The 14,481-nt window shown below is 37.8% G+C and carries 16 protein-coding genes, 1 tRNA gene and 1 pseudogene; 10 read left to right on the top strand and 8 right to left on the bottom strand.

The window, feature by feature from the left end:
* Window positions 1–397: 397 nt before the first annotated feature.
* A complete protein-coding gene (locus tag SCALIN_RS17680; RefSeq protein ID WP_096895784.1) occupies window positions 398–1,006 on the bottom strand; it encodes an Lcl C-terminal domain-containing protein in 609 nt (202 codons plus the stop codon).
* A gap of 271 nt (window positions 1,007–1,277) precedes the next feature.
* On the opposite strand from SCALIN_RS17680, the gene SCALIN_RS17675 reads away from it, so the two are divergent.
* The 6 genes and pseudogenes from SCALIN_RS17675 to SCALIN_RS17660 all read left to right on the top strand — a co-directional run bounded on the left by SCALIN_RS17675 (window position 1,278) and on the right by SCALIN_RS17660 (window position 3,404).
* Complete coding sequence (locus SCALIN_RS17675; RefSeq protein ID WP_096895783.1) at window positions 1,278–2,060, top strand: hypothetical protein; 783 nt, start codon at window positions 1,278–1,280, stop codon at window positions 2,058–2,060.
* Entirely contained in the window at window positions 2,048–2,386 is a 339-nt protein-coding gene (locus SCALIN_RS17670) for a hypothetical protein (protein WP_096895782.1), read from the top strand. Before SCALIN_RS17675 ends, SCALIN_RS17670 begins: the two co-directional genes overlap by 13 nt.
* Window positions 2,386–2,454 (top strand): annotated as a pseudogene (locus tag SCALIN_RS24140) (hypothetical protein); the annotation flags it as partial. The gene SCALIN_RS17670 and the pseudogene SCALIN_RS24140, both read left to right, overlap by 1 nt.
* A gap of 45 nt (window positions 2,455–2,499) precedes the next feature.
* Window positions 2,500–2,634 carry a hypothetical protein gene (locus SCALIN_RS23495; protein WP_261341041.1) on the top strand — a complete coding sequence of 45 codons (135 nt, stop codon included), beginning with the start codon at window positions 2,500–2,502 and terminating at the stop codon, window positions 2,632–2,634.
* Between the two features lie 43 nt (window positions 2,635–2,677).
* Window positions 2,678–2,794, top strand: coding sequence for a hypothetical protein (locus SCALIN_RS24135; RefSeq protein WP_420885445.1), 117 nt, complete (start codon window positions 2,678–2,680; stop codon window positions 2,792–2,794).
* Window positions 2,795–2,852: 58 nt separating this feature from the next.
* Window positions 2,853–3,404 carry a hypothetical protein gene (locus SCALIN_RS17660; RefSeq protein ID WP_096895780.1) on the top strand — a complete coding sequence of 184 codons (552 nt, stop codon included), beginning with the start codon at window positions 2,853–2,855 and terminating at the stop codon, window positions 3,402–3,404.
* Between the two features lie 58 nt (window positions 3,405–3,462).
* On the opposite strand, the gene SCALIN_RS17655 is transcribed toward SCALIN_RS17660, so the two are convergent.
* Window positions 3,463–4,173 carry a 16S rRNA (uracil(1498)-N(3))-methyltransferase gene (locus SCALIN_RS17655; RefSeq protein WP_096895779.1) on the bottom strand — a complete coding sequence of 237 codons (711 nt, stop codon included), beginning with the start codon at window positions 4,171–4,173 and terminating at the stop codon, window positions 3,463–3,465.
* 733 nt (window positions 4,174–4,906) lie between these two features.
* Here SCALIN_RS17655 and prfB point away from each other — a divergent pair.
* From prfB to SCALIN_RS17640, 3 genes are all read left to right on the top strand, one after another.
* Window positions 4,907–6,017 (top strand): peptide chain release factor 2 gene (prfB, locus tag SCALIN_RS17650; RefSeq protein WP_420885444.1). Its coding sequence is split into 2 segments (ribosomal slippage): window positions 4,907–4,969 and window positions 4,971–6,017, totalling 1,110 coding nucleotides; the frame shifts between segments, so codons are not numbered across the junction.
* Window positions 6,018–6,067: 50 nt separating this feature from the next.
* Complete coding sequence (locus SCALIN_RS17645) at window positions 6,068–7,324, top strand: serine hydroxymethyltransferase (RefSeq protein WP_096895777.1); 1,257 nt, start codon at window positions 6,068–6,070, stop codon at window positions 7,322–7,324.
* 203 nt (window positions 7,325–7,527) lie between these two features.
* Window positions 7,528–8,547, top strand: a complete 1,020-nt coding sequence (locus SCALIN_RS17640) for an NAD(P)H-dependent glycerol-3-phosphate dehydrogenase (protein WP_096895776.1) — start codon at window positions 7,528–7,530, stop codon at window positions 8,545–8,547.
* Between the two features lie 185 nt (window positions 8,548–8,732).
* Here SCALIN_RS17640 and SCALIN_RS17630 read toward each other — a convergent pair whose 3' ends face one another.
* Window positions 8,733–9,407 carry a hypothetical protein gene (locus tag SCALIN_RS17630; protein ID WP_133112014.1) on the bottom strand — a complete coding sequence of 225 codons (675 nt, stop codon included), beginning with the start codon at window positions 9,405–9,407 and terminating at the stop codon, window positions 8,733–8,735.
* 537 nt (window positions 9,408–9,944) lie between these two features.
* Between SCALIN_RS17630 and SCALIN_RS17625 the strand changes: the two genes are divergently transcribed.
* Window positions 9,945–10,023, top strand: a tRNA-Pro gene (locus tag SCALIN_RS17625).
* Here the strand turns inward: SCALIN_RS17625 and SCALIN_RS17620 are convergent.
* The 5 genes from SCALIN_RS17620 to SCALIN_RS17600 form a co-directional block, all read right to left on the bottom strand.
* Window positions 9,986–11,119, bottom strand: coding sequence for a tyrosine-type recombinase/integrase (locus SCALIN_RS17620; RefSeq protein ID WP_096895773.1), 1,134 nt, complete (start codon window positions 11,117–11,119; stop codon window positions 9,986–9,988). The two genes, SCALIN_RS17625 and SCALIN_RS17620, sit on opposite strands and share 38 nt — an antisense overlap.
* Window positions 11,112–11,432 (bottom strand): helix-turn-helix domain-containing protein, encoded by a 321-nt coding sequence (locus tag SCALIN_RS17615; RefSeq protein WP_096895772.1) that lies wholly within the window; start codon window positions 11,430–11,432, stop codon window positions 11,112–11,114. Before SCALIN_RS17615 ends, SCALIN_RS17620 begins: the two co-directional genes overlap by 8 nt.
* A gap of 294 nt (window positions 11,433–11,726) precedes the next feature.
* Window positions 11,727–11,969, bottom strand: coding sequence for a hypothetical protein (locus tag SCALIN_RS17610; RefSeq protein ID WP_096895771.1), 243 nt, complete (start codon window positions 11,967–11,969; stop codon window positions 11,727–11,729).
* Between the two features lie 23 nt (window positions 11,970–11,992).
* Complete coding sequence (locus SCALIN_RS17605) at window positions 11,993–12,997, bottom strand: protein rep (RefSeq protein WP_096895770.1); 1,005 nt, start codon at window positions 12,995–12,997, stop codon at window positions 11,993–11,995.
* Window positions 12,998–13,457: 460 nt separating this feature from the next.
* The gene (locus SCALIN_RS17600) at window positions 13,458–14,072 is read right to left on the bottom strand and encodes a hypothetical protein (RefSeq protein ID WP_096895769.1); all 615 of its coding nucleotides are present in this window, start codon (window positions 14,070–14,072) and stop codon (window positions 13,458–13,460) included.
* Window positions 14,073–14,481: the final 409 nt, after the last annotated feature.

Raw genomic sequence — 14,481 nt, 5'->3', positions numbered from 1 at the left:
AAATCATATAACTCTATACCAGAATAAGCCTTGTAGCTACCAAGACTGTTTTTTTGTTTATAGCACTTGTTTAGGAATGCTTTTTGCTTCTTATTTTTGAGTAGTTATAAATAAATTTCTACTGTAAATATTGAACGATTTTTCACCTGTCCGTTACGGTAGTTTGTCGGCCTCCTTTCCTGCCGTTACGGACAGGTAACCTACTCAACTCATATTTTGTATAAAAACTAGTTTTCGTGACAAAATTTATATAGAACATCTTATTGATGGTCAATAAACTGGTTAATGAGAAGCTTGTGGGAAATGATAACGGTTTTCTCAATGTGGAAGAATTTTTTTCATGTTGGTGCCCTGATTGTAATTTTCGCAATCGGGGCACACCCTCCTCCTATTGTACTTAGTCAACTGAGCGGACCGGTCGCACATAGTTGCTGGCATTATCATATACCCAGCACGCGTTACCACCGCCGTAACCACCAACGAAGCGCACACACCACGCTCCATCCAGATAACTGGCGCTATCGTTTTCATCGCCTGTCCAGATACCGGTTTGCTTTGCATCGAAAAGAGGATCAATGTAAAGGTTACTGGTATTTATAACTGGCTCCAGCAGTGATATTGCTTCTTCCACAGTAGGTAATCTCCAGTCAGAATACCCCGCATATCCTGTGTCGTTTAAATCCTTTACCCATTGCTTCGCTTTAGCCCAATCCATTTCACTTTCAGAGCCGGATTGAAGCCAACTTAAGCCTGTGGTATGATCTATTACCACGCTATCTCCATCAACAGACTTGCTTTCAAAATTATTATTGATTGTACTATGTCCGTAAAACCCATAATTATGTTTATTGACGATAAAAGTGTTCATGATTACCTGCACCTGAAAAGTAATTAAATCTCTATAAGTTGAACGCAGGGTTATCTGCGATTCTTCTTCTGCCTGTGTTACAGGAACTGAAAGAAGTGCAAATGATACGATCAGAATAGGTAGTAGATATTTTTTCATTTTATAACATTGGTTGAGAAATTAAAAATATAAGAGAAAATTTTGAAAGAATTGATTATAGACTCAGGAGGGAATTAGGCAAGTTTTTTTTGAGCAGGCCATTAGATAAATAATAATTAAGGAGGAGATAGCAGGTACTTTTCAATAAAGTAAGAAATGTAAAGAAAAGAAGTGGACATTCTTCAGAAAAACATGGAAAATAGATGCAAGTAGATTATATGGACAGGACAACACGAAGAGTTTATGGTCAATTATCAGAAAGGGGCTGTAGATGAGTACGGTAGATAAGATTTCAGAAAAAAACCAGACCATTAAGGAAAAGTTTGTAGACAGAGAGGTCTTTGGATGTATCAGTTCATTAATGGAAAGGATCATTAAGTGTGAAAAAAAAGAGGTATCTATTGAAAGAGATATCCTGAGATCCATGACTATATTAATGGAAGATATTATCAAAAGCGGCCGCAAGGATGGTTCTGCTGAGAGAGAGATTCTTGAGCGTACTGGTGCATTAATGGAATCAATTAATGTAGACAAGAACTGTGAGATACTCCGTGAGATAGAGAACCTTTACAAATATCGCATTGATATTCCTGAAACCAGAAACCTGAAAGTCCATAAAAAGGTAAAGCTGTCCCGGAGTGATGTACTGCAAACAGAAAGAGAAAGTGTTGTTAAAGAGATAATGGAAAAGATCGCTGAATTAAAAGGGGAAGAGAATTTCAGTGAAATGATATTGGCAGATGGAGAGATAACCGAGGAGACAAATAAAACAAACCAGGCAGATATAGATGAAAGAATAATAGAACTGGAGAACTGCTTATCGGACATTGAAAACACGTTAGGCCAAATGCAGGAGATTGGCGAATGGATTCATGTTTCTAACTCACTGCATGACAGGTTGCGGGAAAAGGGACATCCTGTCTGGAACGATGGAAAAGTGTATATCTGGGGGAGGATGGCAACAGGACAGGCCGTTTCTTCCGATGATGTGATATATGAAATCTGCAATGATATGGAGATCCTTGAAGGCCAGAAGAACGAATGGAAGATATAAGAGAATGGCTGGAGTTTTTAAACGTTATTACCTGTATTGCACCTGATAAAATTACCTCCATAATCCATCTGGCTTATCCTTTAACAAAACATCAGGTTGTGCAGATAGATATTACTGATAACAGAGCTACTGTTATCAGTGTTGAATCAGCGAGTTGCCTCAGAAATGGATATTCATTAAAGTCGATGGATAGATTTATGTCTAAACCATACAGACGTTCCTTTGAATTTGTACCACGATTTAAATTTCGTGAAGAGCTGAACAGCTTTCTTCCTCCTGGCAACAGCAACGATTCTTTTCATACCATTTTAATGGAAACCCATTAATCAAAGATCCTATAGAAGCAATCGGAGTAGCTCATACAAAGGAAGACATCATCGTTGTTAATGGGCATTCTATTGGTCTTGGATACCGATCACATCAAGGTGACAGTGTACTTGTGTACCCTATTGCTTCAGGCATTACGTTAAAACCAGTTGTAAAGCTCAGGGACAAGCCTATGAGAAAGGACGCCTTCATCCTTGATGTTCATTTGGGGAAATTTTGTCCGGATGCTCAGGATGCTGCGTTTTGACACCGTGTACAAGATTGATTATGATGGTCCTTAGATTATCAAGATGGCCTTACAGGAAAACCGTATTATCATAACCAGAGACCGTCTGCTTCTGAATTCAAAGATCATTATTCATCTATTCTGTGTTCGAACAACAAAGTCAGAGGAACAACTCCGTTGAAAAAGAAAAATCATCATCTGAAATATTTTGAAAAAAGAAAGGTTAAATAAGGAAAGCAATGATAGAGCAACAGAATCAAACGTTTATCTATAGAATTGACCGTGATAATAAAATCACCTATGTTAGTAAAAGTTGGGATATATTTGCGCGTGAAAATGGCACACCTGAGCTGTGTGAAGAAAATGTCAAAGGCCAACCGCTTTTAGACTTTTTTTCAGGAATGGAAGTTAAGCATCTATACAGATTAATATTTGAGAAATCACGAAACACAAAACAATCCATGGAGTTTCCTTTTCGTTGCGACAGTCCAAAATTACGCCGTTATATGTTTATGAAAATACTATATGTTGACGAAGATGCAATTGAATTTGAAACACGCATTCTCCGTGAGGTGCCACGTCCTGAAATAGAACTGCTTGATATAGATGCAAAACGTGGGACAGAGTTCATAGTAATGTGCGCTTGGTGTAAGTGTGTAAAAACCAACGGAGTCTGGCTGGAAGTGGAGCAGGCAGTGAATAAAATGAGGCTATTTGATCAACCTGTGCTCCCCAGGATTTCACATGGTATGTGCAAAAAATGTGAACTCAGGCTCAAAAACAAACTATAAGAAGTTAGAATTAAAATCCATTTCTCTATTAGTTAGTGTATGGCGGGCATTGCCCAGCCTACATCAATCTTAATACAAGGCCGGAAATCACACTCTCTACATGCAGGGTCCTTTCTCCCAGATGGACAGCAGTAAATCCGCACTCAATTAGTTTTTCGACTTCATACGGGATGAATCCCCCTTCAGGACCTATTGCAAGCGTTACTGGACTTCCAATATTGTATGGGCATGGTTCTGACGTGTATGGGTGGGCGACGAATGGCTCTGTGCCTTTTATAATATCAGGCAGTTCATCTTCCACAAAAGGCTTAAACAATGGACGAACCAAAACATCCGGAACAATAGTGTCCTGCCCCTGCTCAAGTCCGGTAATCAGATATTTGTTTAAACTTTTTTTCCCCAACACAGGACTTTTCCAGAAACTTTTCTCTACACGATATGAGTTAATAACTATGATTTTTTTGATTCCCATCGCACTGACCTGCGTGATGACACGTTTAAAAACTCTGGGCCTTACCATAGCAAAGATAAGTGTGAGTTGAAGTGGTGCAGGTGGTTTCCTGTCCAGGACCACATTCATTTCAACCTTGTTCTCTTCAATACGTGTAATCATGCCGTTTCCAATATTTCCGTTTACCAAACCCACACGCAGACCATCTCCAACTGATGACTTATTTACGTTAATGATATGTTCAAGTCGGTAGTCCTGAATACTGACCTGTTCTGTACCTTCTATAAAATCATTTTTAGACAGAATGATAAGGTTCATAATACGTTACTTTCGATAAAAACAGGACATGTACTTTTGTACCTACCTGCTTTGGAGTGCAGTAACCGTGATACTGCTTTAATACGCATCATCACGCCCACCCTGCCAGGCCCTTTGCACGGGGAAAATGCAATCCATATTTTCCCATTGATATAATGGCCTCGCCGACGGCAGGCGGAAAGTCGGTAATAATTATTTCTGTGGCCATGACGTGTCGCAATTGTCATCCCAAACTGGTTTCGGGATCTCTAAGGTTGCTAAGTTTTTGAAAATATTTTACAAATAACTGTTTTTATTACAAGGTTTTATTGTATCCGTCTACCTGTACGGAAGTTTCCCCGAATCAGGTGAATTTATGTAAACTGTACTACCTGATGCATACCTTAGTATTTACAAGATAATAAGAATGGAAAATGACATACCAGGATCTATTTCAGATGAAATTGATAATATTGATACAAGAATGATTAAAAATACGCGTCTGACAAAATCAATAGATACGGAACTTACCTAACCATACTAAGGAGAGAAAACTATGCGAATGAGGATTTTTGTGCAAACCCTTCGAGTTTGTCAATAATCTCTGTGTAAACTATCCTGAAATGCTTCGTTTATAACTTTTGAATTAATATATGTTTTAACTGTCAAGTCAAAAACAATTTGACTTTAATATTTCCATAAACTATAATTCTGGATCAAATTCAGGAAACCATTTGATAACAAGAGGTTGAAAATGATCAATAGTATTGAAAAGCAGCTAAATCCGTTAGAAAACAGGCTAGTACATTTAAGGGACTCTCTTTGACCTGACTTCCAAGGAAAAAGAGCAGGAAGAGATAGAGACGCAGCTTGCAGATGCTGATTTCTGGAACGACAAGGAAAAAGCACAATCTACGATAAAAAGGCTCAAGGAATTAAAAGAACTGACCGTTCCTTTTCACGAATTACAAAAAACGCTAAATGATGTTGTTGATTTATCAGAACTTGCAGAAGAAGAGAGCGAGGACGGCGATGCAGAGCTTGAAGCGGAAATAGCGAAAGACCTGCAGTCATTTACCCAGCAGCTTGAAAAACTTGAGTTACGTATGATGCTGAACGGGCCAAATGATAGTTGTAACGCATTTCTTAATATACATGCCGGTGCTGGAGGTACTGAATCATGCGATTGGGCCTCTATGCTTTTAAGAATGTATAGCATGTGGGCCGAAAGAAACAATTTTTCCATGGAAACAATTGATCTTTTGCCCGGTGAAGAGGCGGGGATTAAAAGAGTAACTACAATGATTAAAGGTAGTTACGCCTTTGGTTATCTAAAATCAGAGATTGGTGTCCACCGTCTGGTCCGTATATCGCCATTCGATTCTAATAGCAGGCGCCATACCTCATTTGTAGCAATTGATGTCATCCCTGAAATTGATGCTGACATAGATATAGAAATTAACGAAAAAGATTTAAAAACCGATACTTACCGTTCTTCCGGCGCAGGAGGCCAGCACGTCAACAAAACATCTTCTGCTGTTAGAATTACACATATACCAACAGGCATTATTGTACAATGCCAGAACGACAGATCTCAGCATAAAAACAGAGCTACGGCCATGAAAATGTTGAAATCAAAGCTATATCAAATAAAAGAAAAAGAACGCGAGAAAGAGTTTTCGAATGCATATGATGAAAAGGGTGAAATTGCGTGGGGTCATCAGATCAGGTCGTATGTACTGCAACCCTATACAATGATAAAGGACTTACGAACTGGAGAAGAAACCGGTAAAGCACAGGCGTTCCTTGACGGTGAAATTGATGGTTTTCTTACATCATATTTAAAATGGAAGATCGGCAAATAAATTTATCTGAATTTACTTAATATTTTAAACGAATACACTCAAAAACTATTATGAATACGCTAAAAAAAGTTGATCCTGAAATTTACGCGGCAATCCGCGATGAAGTAAAACGACAGCAGACTCACATTGAATTGATTGCTTCTGAAAATTATTGCAGTACCGCGGTAATGCAGGCACAAGGTTCAATAATGACTAATAAGTATGCCGAAGGATATCCTGACAAACGCTGGTATGCCGGTTGTGGGACGATTGACATAGCTGAAAAACTTGCAGTTCAGAGAGCAAAGGATATATTTGGAGCAGAGCATGTTAATGTCCAACCACATTCAGGTTCGTCGGCAAATATGGCAGTATTGTTCTCCTCATTAACTCCGGGAAATAAAATCCTGAGTATGGACCTTTCACATGGCGGACATCTTACGCATGGCTTTAAAAAGAACTTTTCAGGGCAGTTATACGAGAAAATTACTTATGGAGTAAGTAAAAAGACAGGATTTATAGATTATGATGAATTAAGGAAAATTGCAAAAGAGAGTAATCCACACATGATAATTGCGGGGGCAAGCGCTTACCCAAGAGAGCTGGATTTTGCGGAATTCAAAAAGATTGCGGATGAGGTAGGAGCGTTGTTATTAGCAGATGTTGCTCATATAGCAGGATTGATCGTAGCAGGACTACACCAGGATCCCGTACCACTCGCGGATTTTGTAACAACCTCAACACATAAAACCCTGAGAGGCCCGAGGGGGGGGATAATACTCTGCAAATCTAAATACGCTTCTAAAATAGATCAGCATATATTTCCGGGCATCCAGGGCGGACCACTGATGCACGTTATAGCGGCAAAAGCTGTAGCATTCAAAGAGGCAAATACTCAGGAATTTAAAGACGCGCAGGCCCAGACACTTAAAAACACAAATAAGCTATGTAGTGAGTTACAAAACAAGGACTATACAATCGTTTCAGGCGGCACAGACAACCACCTTTTCCTCATTGACCTTTCAAACAAAAATATCACAGGAACCGAAGCACAGGTAGCCTTGGAAAAAGCGGGTATTATTCTTAACAGAAATATGATCCCATTTGACAAAAGGAGCGCAAACGACCCAAGTGGAATAAGAATGGGTACCCCTTCGGTTACAACACGCGGGATGAAAGAGCCGGAAATGCCAAAAATTGCCAACTGGATTGATCTCGCACTAAAAGCCAGTAATGATGACAACAAATTAAAAGAGATTAAAAGTGAGGTTGTAGCGTTTTGCGCTACTTACCCTCTCTACAAAGATATCACGGATTTTGAAGACTAATTACTTTCAGTAGTATCCTGTTAGATTTAGGCGTGTTCAAATTAATGCTAAAAGACTGTCATTCCGGCTAGGCTGTTCTGGCGGTGACTGGTACCTATTCAGGCGGGCGGGTATGACGGTACACGCAAAAACCTAATACGGCGACTCTTGATTTTTTTCAAACTATTTTCCATCCTGAACCGAGACGGCCAGACTGAAATCCCATGGAAAAACCAAAAACAACTAAAAAAATAGCAGTCCTTGGTACAGGTGGTTGGGGCACTGCGCTTTCACTTGTGCTACACAGCAAAGGACACGATGTTACTCTCTGGGGCTCATCACCCGGCTATGTTGAATTATTAAAAAAACAGAGAGAAAATACCAAATACCTGAAGGGTATCGAAATTCCCACTGACTTGAAAATAACATCAGATATTGAAAGATCACAAAAAGACACCGATTTAATAGTAGTTGCCATACCAACTCCTTATGCGAGAAAAACCCTTCAACCATTTACAAACTATTATACTCCCGGAACACCAATTGTAAGCGTAATCAAGGGTATTGAAAACGAAACACTCATGCGCGGAAGCGAAATACTTAGTGAGGTATTTAATGGACCACCAATAGCCCTACTCCTGGGACCAAGTCACGCGGAGGAAGTGGCGAGAAGACTACCGACTACCGTTGTAGTTACATCTGAAGATATTAAACTGGCAACGAAAATCCAGGAGATATTTATTACTGAACACTTTCGTGTTTACACAAACAGCGATGTAACTGGTGTCGAGATTGGAACATCAGTTAAGAATGTCATAGCAATCGCGGCAGGAATATGTGACGGTCTCGGATTTGGGGACAATTCCAAAGCGGCTCTGATAACAAGAGGGCTGGCAGAAACAACACGTTTAGGTGTCGCAATGGGAGGGCAAAGAGAAACATTTTCAGGGCTTGCTGGACTGGGAGATCTAATAACCACCTGTGTCAGTCCCTACGGTAGAAATCGTAAGGTAGGTGAGTTTATTGCAAAAGGCAAAAAGCTGTCCCAGGTATTGGAAGAGATGGACCAGATTGCGGAAGGAATATTAACCACAAAGTCGGTCTGCAAATTAGCAAAAAAATATAATGTTGAAATGCCAATTACAAACGAAATCTTTAACGTACTTTATGAAGATAAAGATCCAATGAAAGCGGTAAAAGAGCTAATGCTCCGTGAACCAAAACCAGAAATAGACGTCACTTAATATAAATAAGAATTTCATACCAGGTGTGATACAGAGCATAAGACAATCTCAAGTCAGTTAAACTCGTTTCATCACTTTTCAGATTCCGGGTTTTCTTCAGAAGGAAGATCTCCCAATTCTTCCAGTAACTCTTTAATATAATATCAAAACCGGCAGAGTCGCCTTCATCCATTGCTAAAACATTTTCATCTATTATTCAAAAAACTCCGGAAATCTTTCTTTCCCACATCCGCACTATCAATTTTTTCATCGAACACCTCTTCTTTACGTAAAGAATCAACGAGTTTTTCCAAGACCGAAACCGTTGAATTTTTTTGAGTTTTAAGCGCCTCACTAATCCTGCCACTCATCTCAGATAAATTTTCTTGTACTTTTGCATCGATAATATTTTCTATTATATCTACAACCTCTTTCTCTCTCTCCTCTATCTTTGAAATTAATCCTTTAATTTTTGCAGTGAATTCTCCTCTTATAGTGTCTAATTCTGTAGTAAACTTTGCAGTAAGTTCCACCTCTCTATTCTTTACATTTTCTTCAATTGTTTCAAGATCAATAACCGGTTTCTCCTCTATTCCTACTTCCGATCCTGAGGCCCTCTTACCACACTTCTCTTTTATCTCATCTTCTATACTCAATAAATCATCTACTATACCGGCAAGACGTTTGCCCTCTTTACTGCTACTATCATGTGAATTAGTTGCCTGCATATATTTCCTATTCGTTTGTCTCCCACTTTTCGAAAATCTAAAGTATAAAAGCACAACAATGATACCAATAAAAATAGCGACGATAACAATCAAACGCAAATTATCCATTACACTAAAGCTTCCAATACCTACAATCTGATTGAGAATAAACATTTCCAAAAACCCATTTAAAATCTTATCAGAAATAAACGAGCAACTTCAATACTATTTCCCTTGAAATCTATTCTGCGATACTGATCCTGATACATTGTAGCCAGAATATTTTTTGATACAATAAATAATATTATTTGTCAGCATTGTCAGGTTAAGTTTTTACGAACAATGCTTTTGTCAAACCCGCATTTCTTATCGGGTATCCAGATGGCTCGTTTACTCTAGATTCCGGCTTAAGCGGAGAGCATACCTGACCGAATACTACGGAGTATTTACCTGAACCATATAACTTCGAACTTCAGTTTCATAAAATCTAAAAACAACTCTTTAGACCATATAATATTGAGAAAAAAGTTCATAGTTTTGTAGTGTAAATACCATAAAGGGCCGGGGAATGTAATCTCAAACTTTCACACGAAAGCTTATAAGCTTTTATATAAAGGGCAGTTGTGGTAAGATGAAATGTGCGAAAGTACTTGAAGAAAAAGAGATATTTGATATAATTTCCTGCTCAAATACTACAATACATTTTCTTGTCGGGGCGTAGCGCAGCTTGGCTTAGCGCACTTGAATGGGGTTCAAGAGGTCGCTGGTTCGAATCCAGTCGCCCCGACCATTTCCTCCAAGGACTTAGGACAATCACCATTTTGGTTTTTCTCTAAAATTGTGTCCAAATTGTGCCCATTATTTAAGACCATATCTTCATCCTTCTCCATGATCCTATCGAGTACTTGAACCGCTTTTCTTTTATGCCCTGGGGCAAGGTGTGAATACCTTAACGTCATTGTTATATCCTTGTGGCCCAGAAGTTCTTTAACACTGGTTAAATCTACACCAGCCATGACTAGATGACTTGCAAAGGTATGTCGGAGGTCATGGAATCTAAAATCAAGTATTCCAGCGTTTTTTAGTGCTGCGTGAAAGCTATTCTTTATGTCGGTTAATGGGTTTCCATTTTTGCCGGCAAATACATACATACTTTCAACACTACGTGGTATTTCTTTAAAAAGATATTCGAGCGTTGTGTTAATCGGGATTTCCCTTCTTTCACCGTTCTTGCTGATATCAAGCAAAATAAAACCATGCTTTAAATCCACCTGTTCCCATTTTAAGCCCAGGATTTCTCCCCGCCTCATACCTGTATGAAGGGCAATGGTGACAATAGGTTTTAAGTGCTCCTGACAACAATCTATCAGCCTATGGCACTCTTCAAGGGTTAAGAATCGCAGTCTCTTATTATCTTCCTTCAGTAGTTTCACACTTTTAACACGCTTTGCTGTTTCTTCGTCCACCATTTCCCATTTTTGCCCTTGAGTAATCATATGCCTTAAACAACTTGTAATCCGGTTTATAGTGGCGGGCTTACGGCGTTCCAGTCGCATGGTTTGCCATTGTTCAACGATTCTGGCATTAAGGTCTCTTACTCTTAAATTTCCAAATGTCTCTACAATGTGCTTGATAAAAAATCGCTTACTACCGTAAGACTTTTGAAATTTTACCCATTTTGAATATTCAGCAGCCAGAACAGTTACTGTGCAATCCTTAATCTTTTTTGTACCTGCACATTCTCCCGTCTTTGCCTTCTCTCTCTCGTCATGTAAAAAATCCTCTGCATCCCTTCTTTTTGTTTGACCAGTACTTTGTCTATATCTTATGCCATTGATTCGAAAATCAAACCAATATACATTCCCTCGCTTATAGAGCCTACTCATTATACATGCCCTCCTTCCTTTTTGAGCGGCCTATAGACACATAAAGGGAAGAGTAAGGATTTTCAAGCCATTTGTCAATATTCTTCTTTCTGAACCGAGGGAATCTACCTGCTTTTTGAAATGGTATTTGCTTTGTGTGTATTTTCTCATACACCCATGATTCTTTAACCTTGAGATACTTAGCTAATCCCTTTACATCCATTAGCTCATCATCTACGGAGTTATGAGAGTTATTAAGCATTGGTTTTAACTGCACAACGACCCTTTTAACGATCTCATCTATAAGTGAATTGTCATCAATTTCAATTTTCATAATTCAGACTGGTTGAACGCTTAACATCGCCATTTCAACATTCTTTGTTTTAGCCGTATTTGTAAAAAGTTTTTTCTAGTTTCTTTATTAAGAGATCATCCCGGAGCAAAAAACATATTACAAATACTAAGACACTGTCTTTTTGAATATTTCCAGGACTTTCCTTTTTCCATTTTGAAATTTCTGTAAGTAAAAAAAATCATGCCATAAAAAAGCTCTTATCATGCTTTTATATACTTCCAGAAACGTCTCGTTTAAAAACACTAGCCACACTCCAAACATTTGGAAATCAAATCACTTTGTATCATTATCGAGAGTAACGCTCTTTACTTCCATCCGAACTTCATTTCCAAACGGAAAGAACTCGTTGAAATCAACCTTGACAAAATCTCCCATATTTAATAACTGTTCACCATTCACTTTATCCATGGGAATAAAAACTCTAAACGTATCTCTAAGCTCTTTACACATTACCTGAAACCCGACACCTTTATCAGAGACGTTTACAACGCTTGCAATCATGCAATCTACTATCATCACTTGTCACCTTTCTAAAAGATTCAAGATGAATCTACTTCCTCATCTTGAAATAGTTTATTGTCAGCAGAACATATCTTTATGAGCCCTATCTTTACTGCTCCCAAAGCATAACCTACCAGAGCACTATCAATCCCAGTTTCATTAAAACACTTATAAACAACCTCCTTAATGGTTCCCAAGGTTATGTACTCTTTTTCGTCTTTCGGTGAAAGCGTTACCATGTTCTCTCCATCAGTACCGTCTATATCTTTGCGTCCATAACAATTCCCAAACCTTGACACCATTCTTTTACCTTTCATATTAACTATAATCTCTTTAAGCCTGTCATCATCAATATCAAGACCAAACTTCATAGAGTACTTTGAAATCTCTTTTCCGTATCCTTCAGTTACCGGTCTGATATCTGAAATAGTGCCAAGGCCAACTTTTAAGAGAACATGTTCAAGGTCTTTTTTTAGTGGGTCTAGGAAATAGCCATTGTCTGTAAGCTGCATATTCTCAACCTTACGACCAACAGCCAGATCAACGAGCATATGAGAGTGAACATGCCAGCCGGTACCCTCATTGTATGTGACCTCTATGTGTTCAACCCCTCCCCTGATATACTTTTTCCACCAAGTTTTCTCACGCTTTAATTGTCTTATTGATTCCTTATAGCATTTGAAAGCAATTTTTAAGCTTGATCTATTCTGATCATTTGCAGTAACGGTTAAAAGATGAGGATTTGTCATATCTTTACCAAGTTCTTCTACCTTTCTGGAAAGAATAGATGCACGGTATGAATTACACACAGGACAGACTCTATCTTTACAACGTAGTTGCGGATCGTACAAAACATTGGATGGGTCTCCTTTCTTAACTTTTACAAAAATAGTATTTCCACATATACCCATCCTCTTAGCTCTTGATTTTTGGCCGATTTCCTTGATAAGGCCCTCAATACGGAAAAGAGCTCTAAGTCTCCAGCTATTTTTAACGGTTACAACTCTAGATTTTTCCTCTTTTTTCACTGCGCATTTACACATAATTTTTCTCCTGAAAAGGTTATAAAAATGGCCAAAAAAGGCCACATTGTAAATTCTGTCATTTCAATAACTTAAAAATCCGGGTGTCAATTACTTCTTAGTATCAAGTCTATAGCCTCTTTCCCAAAAACAGGCCAAAAGAAAGCCAAAAAAAAACCAGTGTTTGCGTGCGCTTGGTGGGCGTACTCAACACTGGTTTTTTAGTTGATATATTAAATTTTTTAACTACTATGAACAGTCTATTATTCTTTTTCATTGGTGAATGGGAATAATTATCCGGAAGGCATAAGTTGCCGCTTATGTCTTCCTATTTTTTTCTAATAATAAAACTAAAAACAGAAAGTTAAAATGAGTAAATAGGTATTTCACCTGCTTTTCATGTCAAATAAAATCTGCATCAATTTTTATTCCTGTTTTACATCTCGGACACCTACGATTAATAAGAAGTTTACTAGTCATCTTATTTTTCTTTCAATTCTTTAACTAGTTTCTCACGGACTTTTTCAAGTTCCCTCTTTATTGTGTTATACGATTCCTTTTCAAAGGCCAACGCAGTAAAATGGTAGCTTGCCTTTTCAGCAAGTTCTTTTTTCATATCTATTATGTGTTCTTGCGTTTCTTTATCTTCGGATTCTACGTATGTAAATCCATCAATAAGTGTTTTTCCTGCCATTATTATATAATCAGCAGCCATTTTTTTATTTTCTTCAGGAATTGAATCAAAATACTTAATGGTTACCTCTAAAAGCTGTTTAATCCATCCCAATAGTACAACTGGCTGACTCCAAGGATTTCTTGATATTGGATTTACAAATTCGGTAAAAAGAGACACGATATAATTTTCAAATCCCCTTGCTATTGGTGATTCATCTAATGTTTTCCAGTATGTAGGTCTTTCTTCTTTTCTTTTGTTAATGAAATCTAAAATTTGTTCTTTATCACTTTTAAAAGTATCATGAAGACTTTCTTCAATTAGTTTTGATAAGGAGACACCCATTTCCTTCGCCTTTTTTTGAAGGAAAGCTTTATGTTCCTTTCCAATCCGCATTACTATTATATCTTCTTTTTTTGACATATAGAAACTATTATTGTATATACATTATTATTTGTACTGTTCATTTACTTTGCTATTGTTACGCTTAACATTGCTATTAATGTATATACATAATAAGCAATGTATTGTCAAGCCCTTTTCTTAGTAAAATCTTTAAATACTCTTCTTTGCCTAATTTTGCAAAGAGTGAAGGATGCTCTTCTTTTTGAATGGTCTTTCCATACAGCTATGTGACTATTAAGAATACACTTGAAACAACTCAGATATACTATAAAATTCGTTACTACCCATAAAATGTAAAAAAACTTGTTATTATCCATTAAGGACGGAAGTACAAACTTCAAGATTACATTAATAATATGAACAAATATAAAGTTGATCATAATTATCAAAGACGTGATGACGCATGGTCAACAGAGATAATATGTTA

Source organism: Candidatus Scalindua japonica, from assembly GCF_002443295.1.
In the GTDB taxonomy this organism is placed as follows: domain Bacteria; phylum Planctomycetota; class Brocadiia; order Brocadiales; family Scalinduaceae; genus Scalindua; species Scalindua japonica.
This window is presented reverse-complemented; position numbering and strand designations above follow the sequence as displayed.

Excerpts from the sequence above, each read along its gene's own strand:
- SCALIN_RS17680 (WP_096895784.1), bottom strand. The coding sequence starts at position 1,006 with ATGAAAAAATATCTACTACCTATTCTGATCGTATCATTTGCACTTCTT.
- SCALIN_RS17675 (WP_096895783.1), top strand. The coding sequence starts at position 1,278 with ATGAGTACGGTAGATAAGATTTCAGAAAAAAACCAGACCATTAAGGAA.
- SCALIN_RS17670 (WP_096895782.1), top strand. The coding sequence starts at position 2,048 with ATGGAAGATATAAGAGAATGGCTGGAGTTTTTAAACGTTATTACCTGT.
- SCALIN_RS24135 (WP_420885445.1), top strand. The coding sequence starts at position 2,678 with ATGGCCTTACAGGAAAACCGTATTATCATAACCAGAGACCGTCTGCTT.
- SCALIN_RS17660 (WP_096895780.1), top strand. The coding sequence starts at position 2,853 with ATGATAGAGCAACAGAATCAAACGTTTATCTATAGAATTGACCGTGAT.
- SCALIN_RS17655 (WP_096895779.1), bottom strand. The coding sequence starts at position 4,173 with ATGAACCTTATCATTCTGTCTAAAAATGATTTTATAGAAGGTACAGAA.
- SCALIN_RS17645 (WP_096895777.1), top strand. The coding sequence starts at position 6,068 with ATGAATACGCTAAAAAAAGTTGATCCTGAAATTTACGCGGCAATCCGC.
- SCALIN_RS17640 (WP_096895776.1), top strand. The coding sequence starts at position 7,528 with ATGGAAAAACCAAAAACAACTAAAAAAATAGCAGTCCTTGGTACAGGT.
- SCALIN_RS17630 (WP_133112014.1), bottom strand. The coding sequence starts at position 9,407 with ATGTTTATTCTCAATCAGATTGTAGGTATTGGAAGCTTTAGTGTAATG.
- SCALIN_RS17620 (WP_096895773.1), bottom strand. The coding sequence starts at position 11,119 with ATGAGTAGGCTCTATAAGCGAGGGAATGTATATTGGTTTGATTTTCGA.
- SCALIN_RS17615 (WP_096895772.1), bottom strand. The coding sequence starts at position 11,432 with ATGAAAATTGAAATTGATGACAATTCACTTATAGATGAGATCGTTAAA.
- SCALIN_RS17610 (WP_096895771.1), bottom strand. The coding sequence starts at position 11,969 with ATGATAGTAGATTGCATGATTGCAAGCGTTGTAAACGTCTCTGATAAA.
- SCALIN_RS17605 (WP_096895770.1), bottom strand. The coding sequence starts at position 12,997 with ATGTGTAAATGCGCAGTGAAAAAAGAGGAAAAATCTAGAGTTGTAACC.
- SCALIN_RS17600 (WP_096895769.1), bottom strand. The coding sequence starts at position 14,072 with ATGTCAAAAAAAGAAGATATAATAGTAATGCGGATTGGAAAGGAACAT.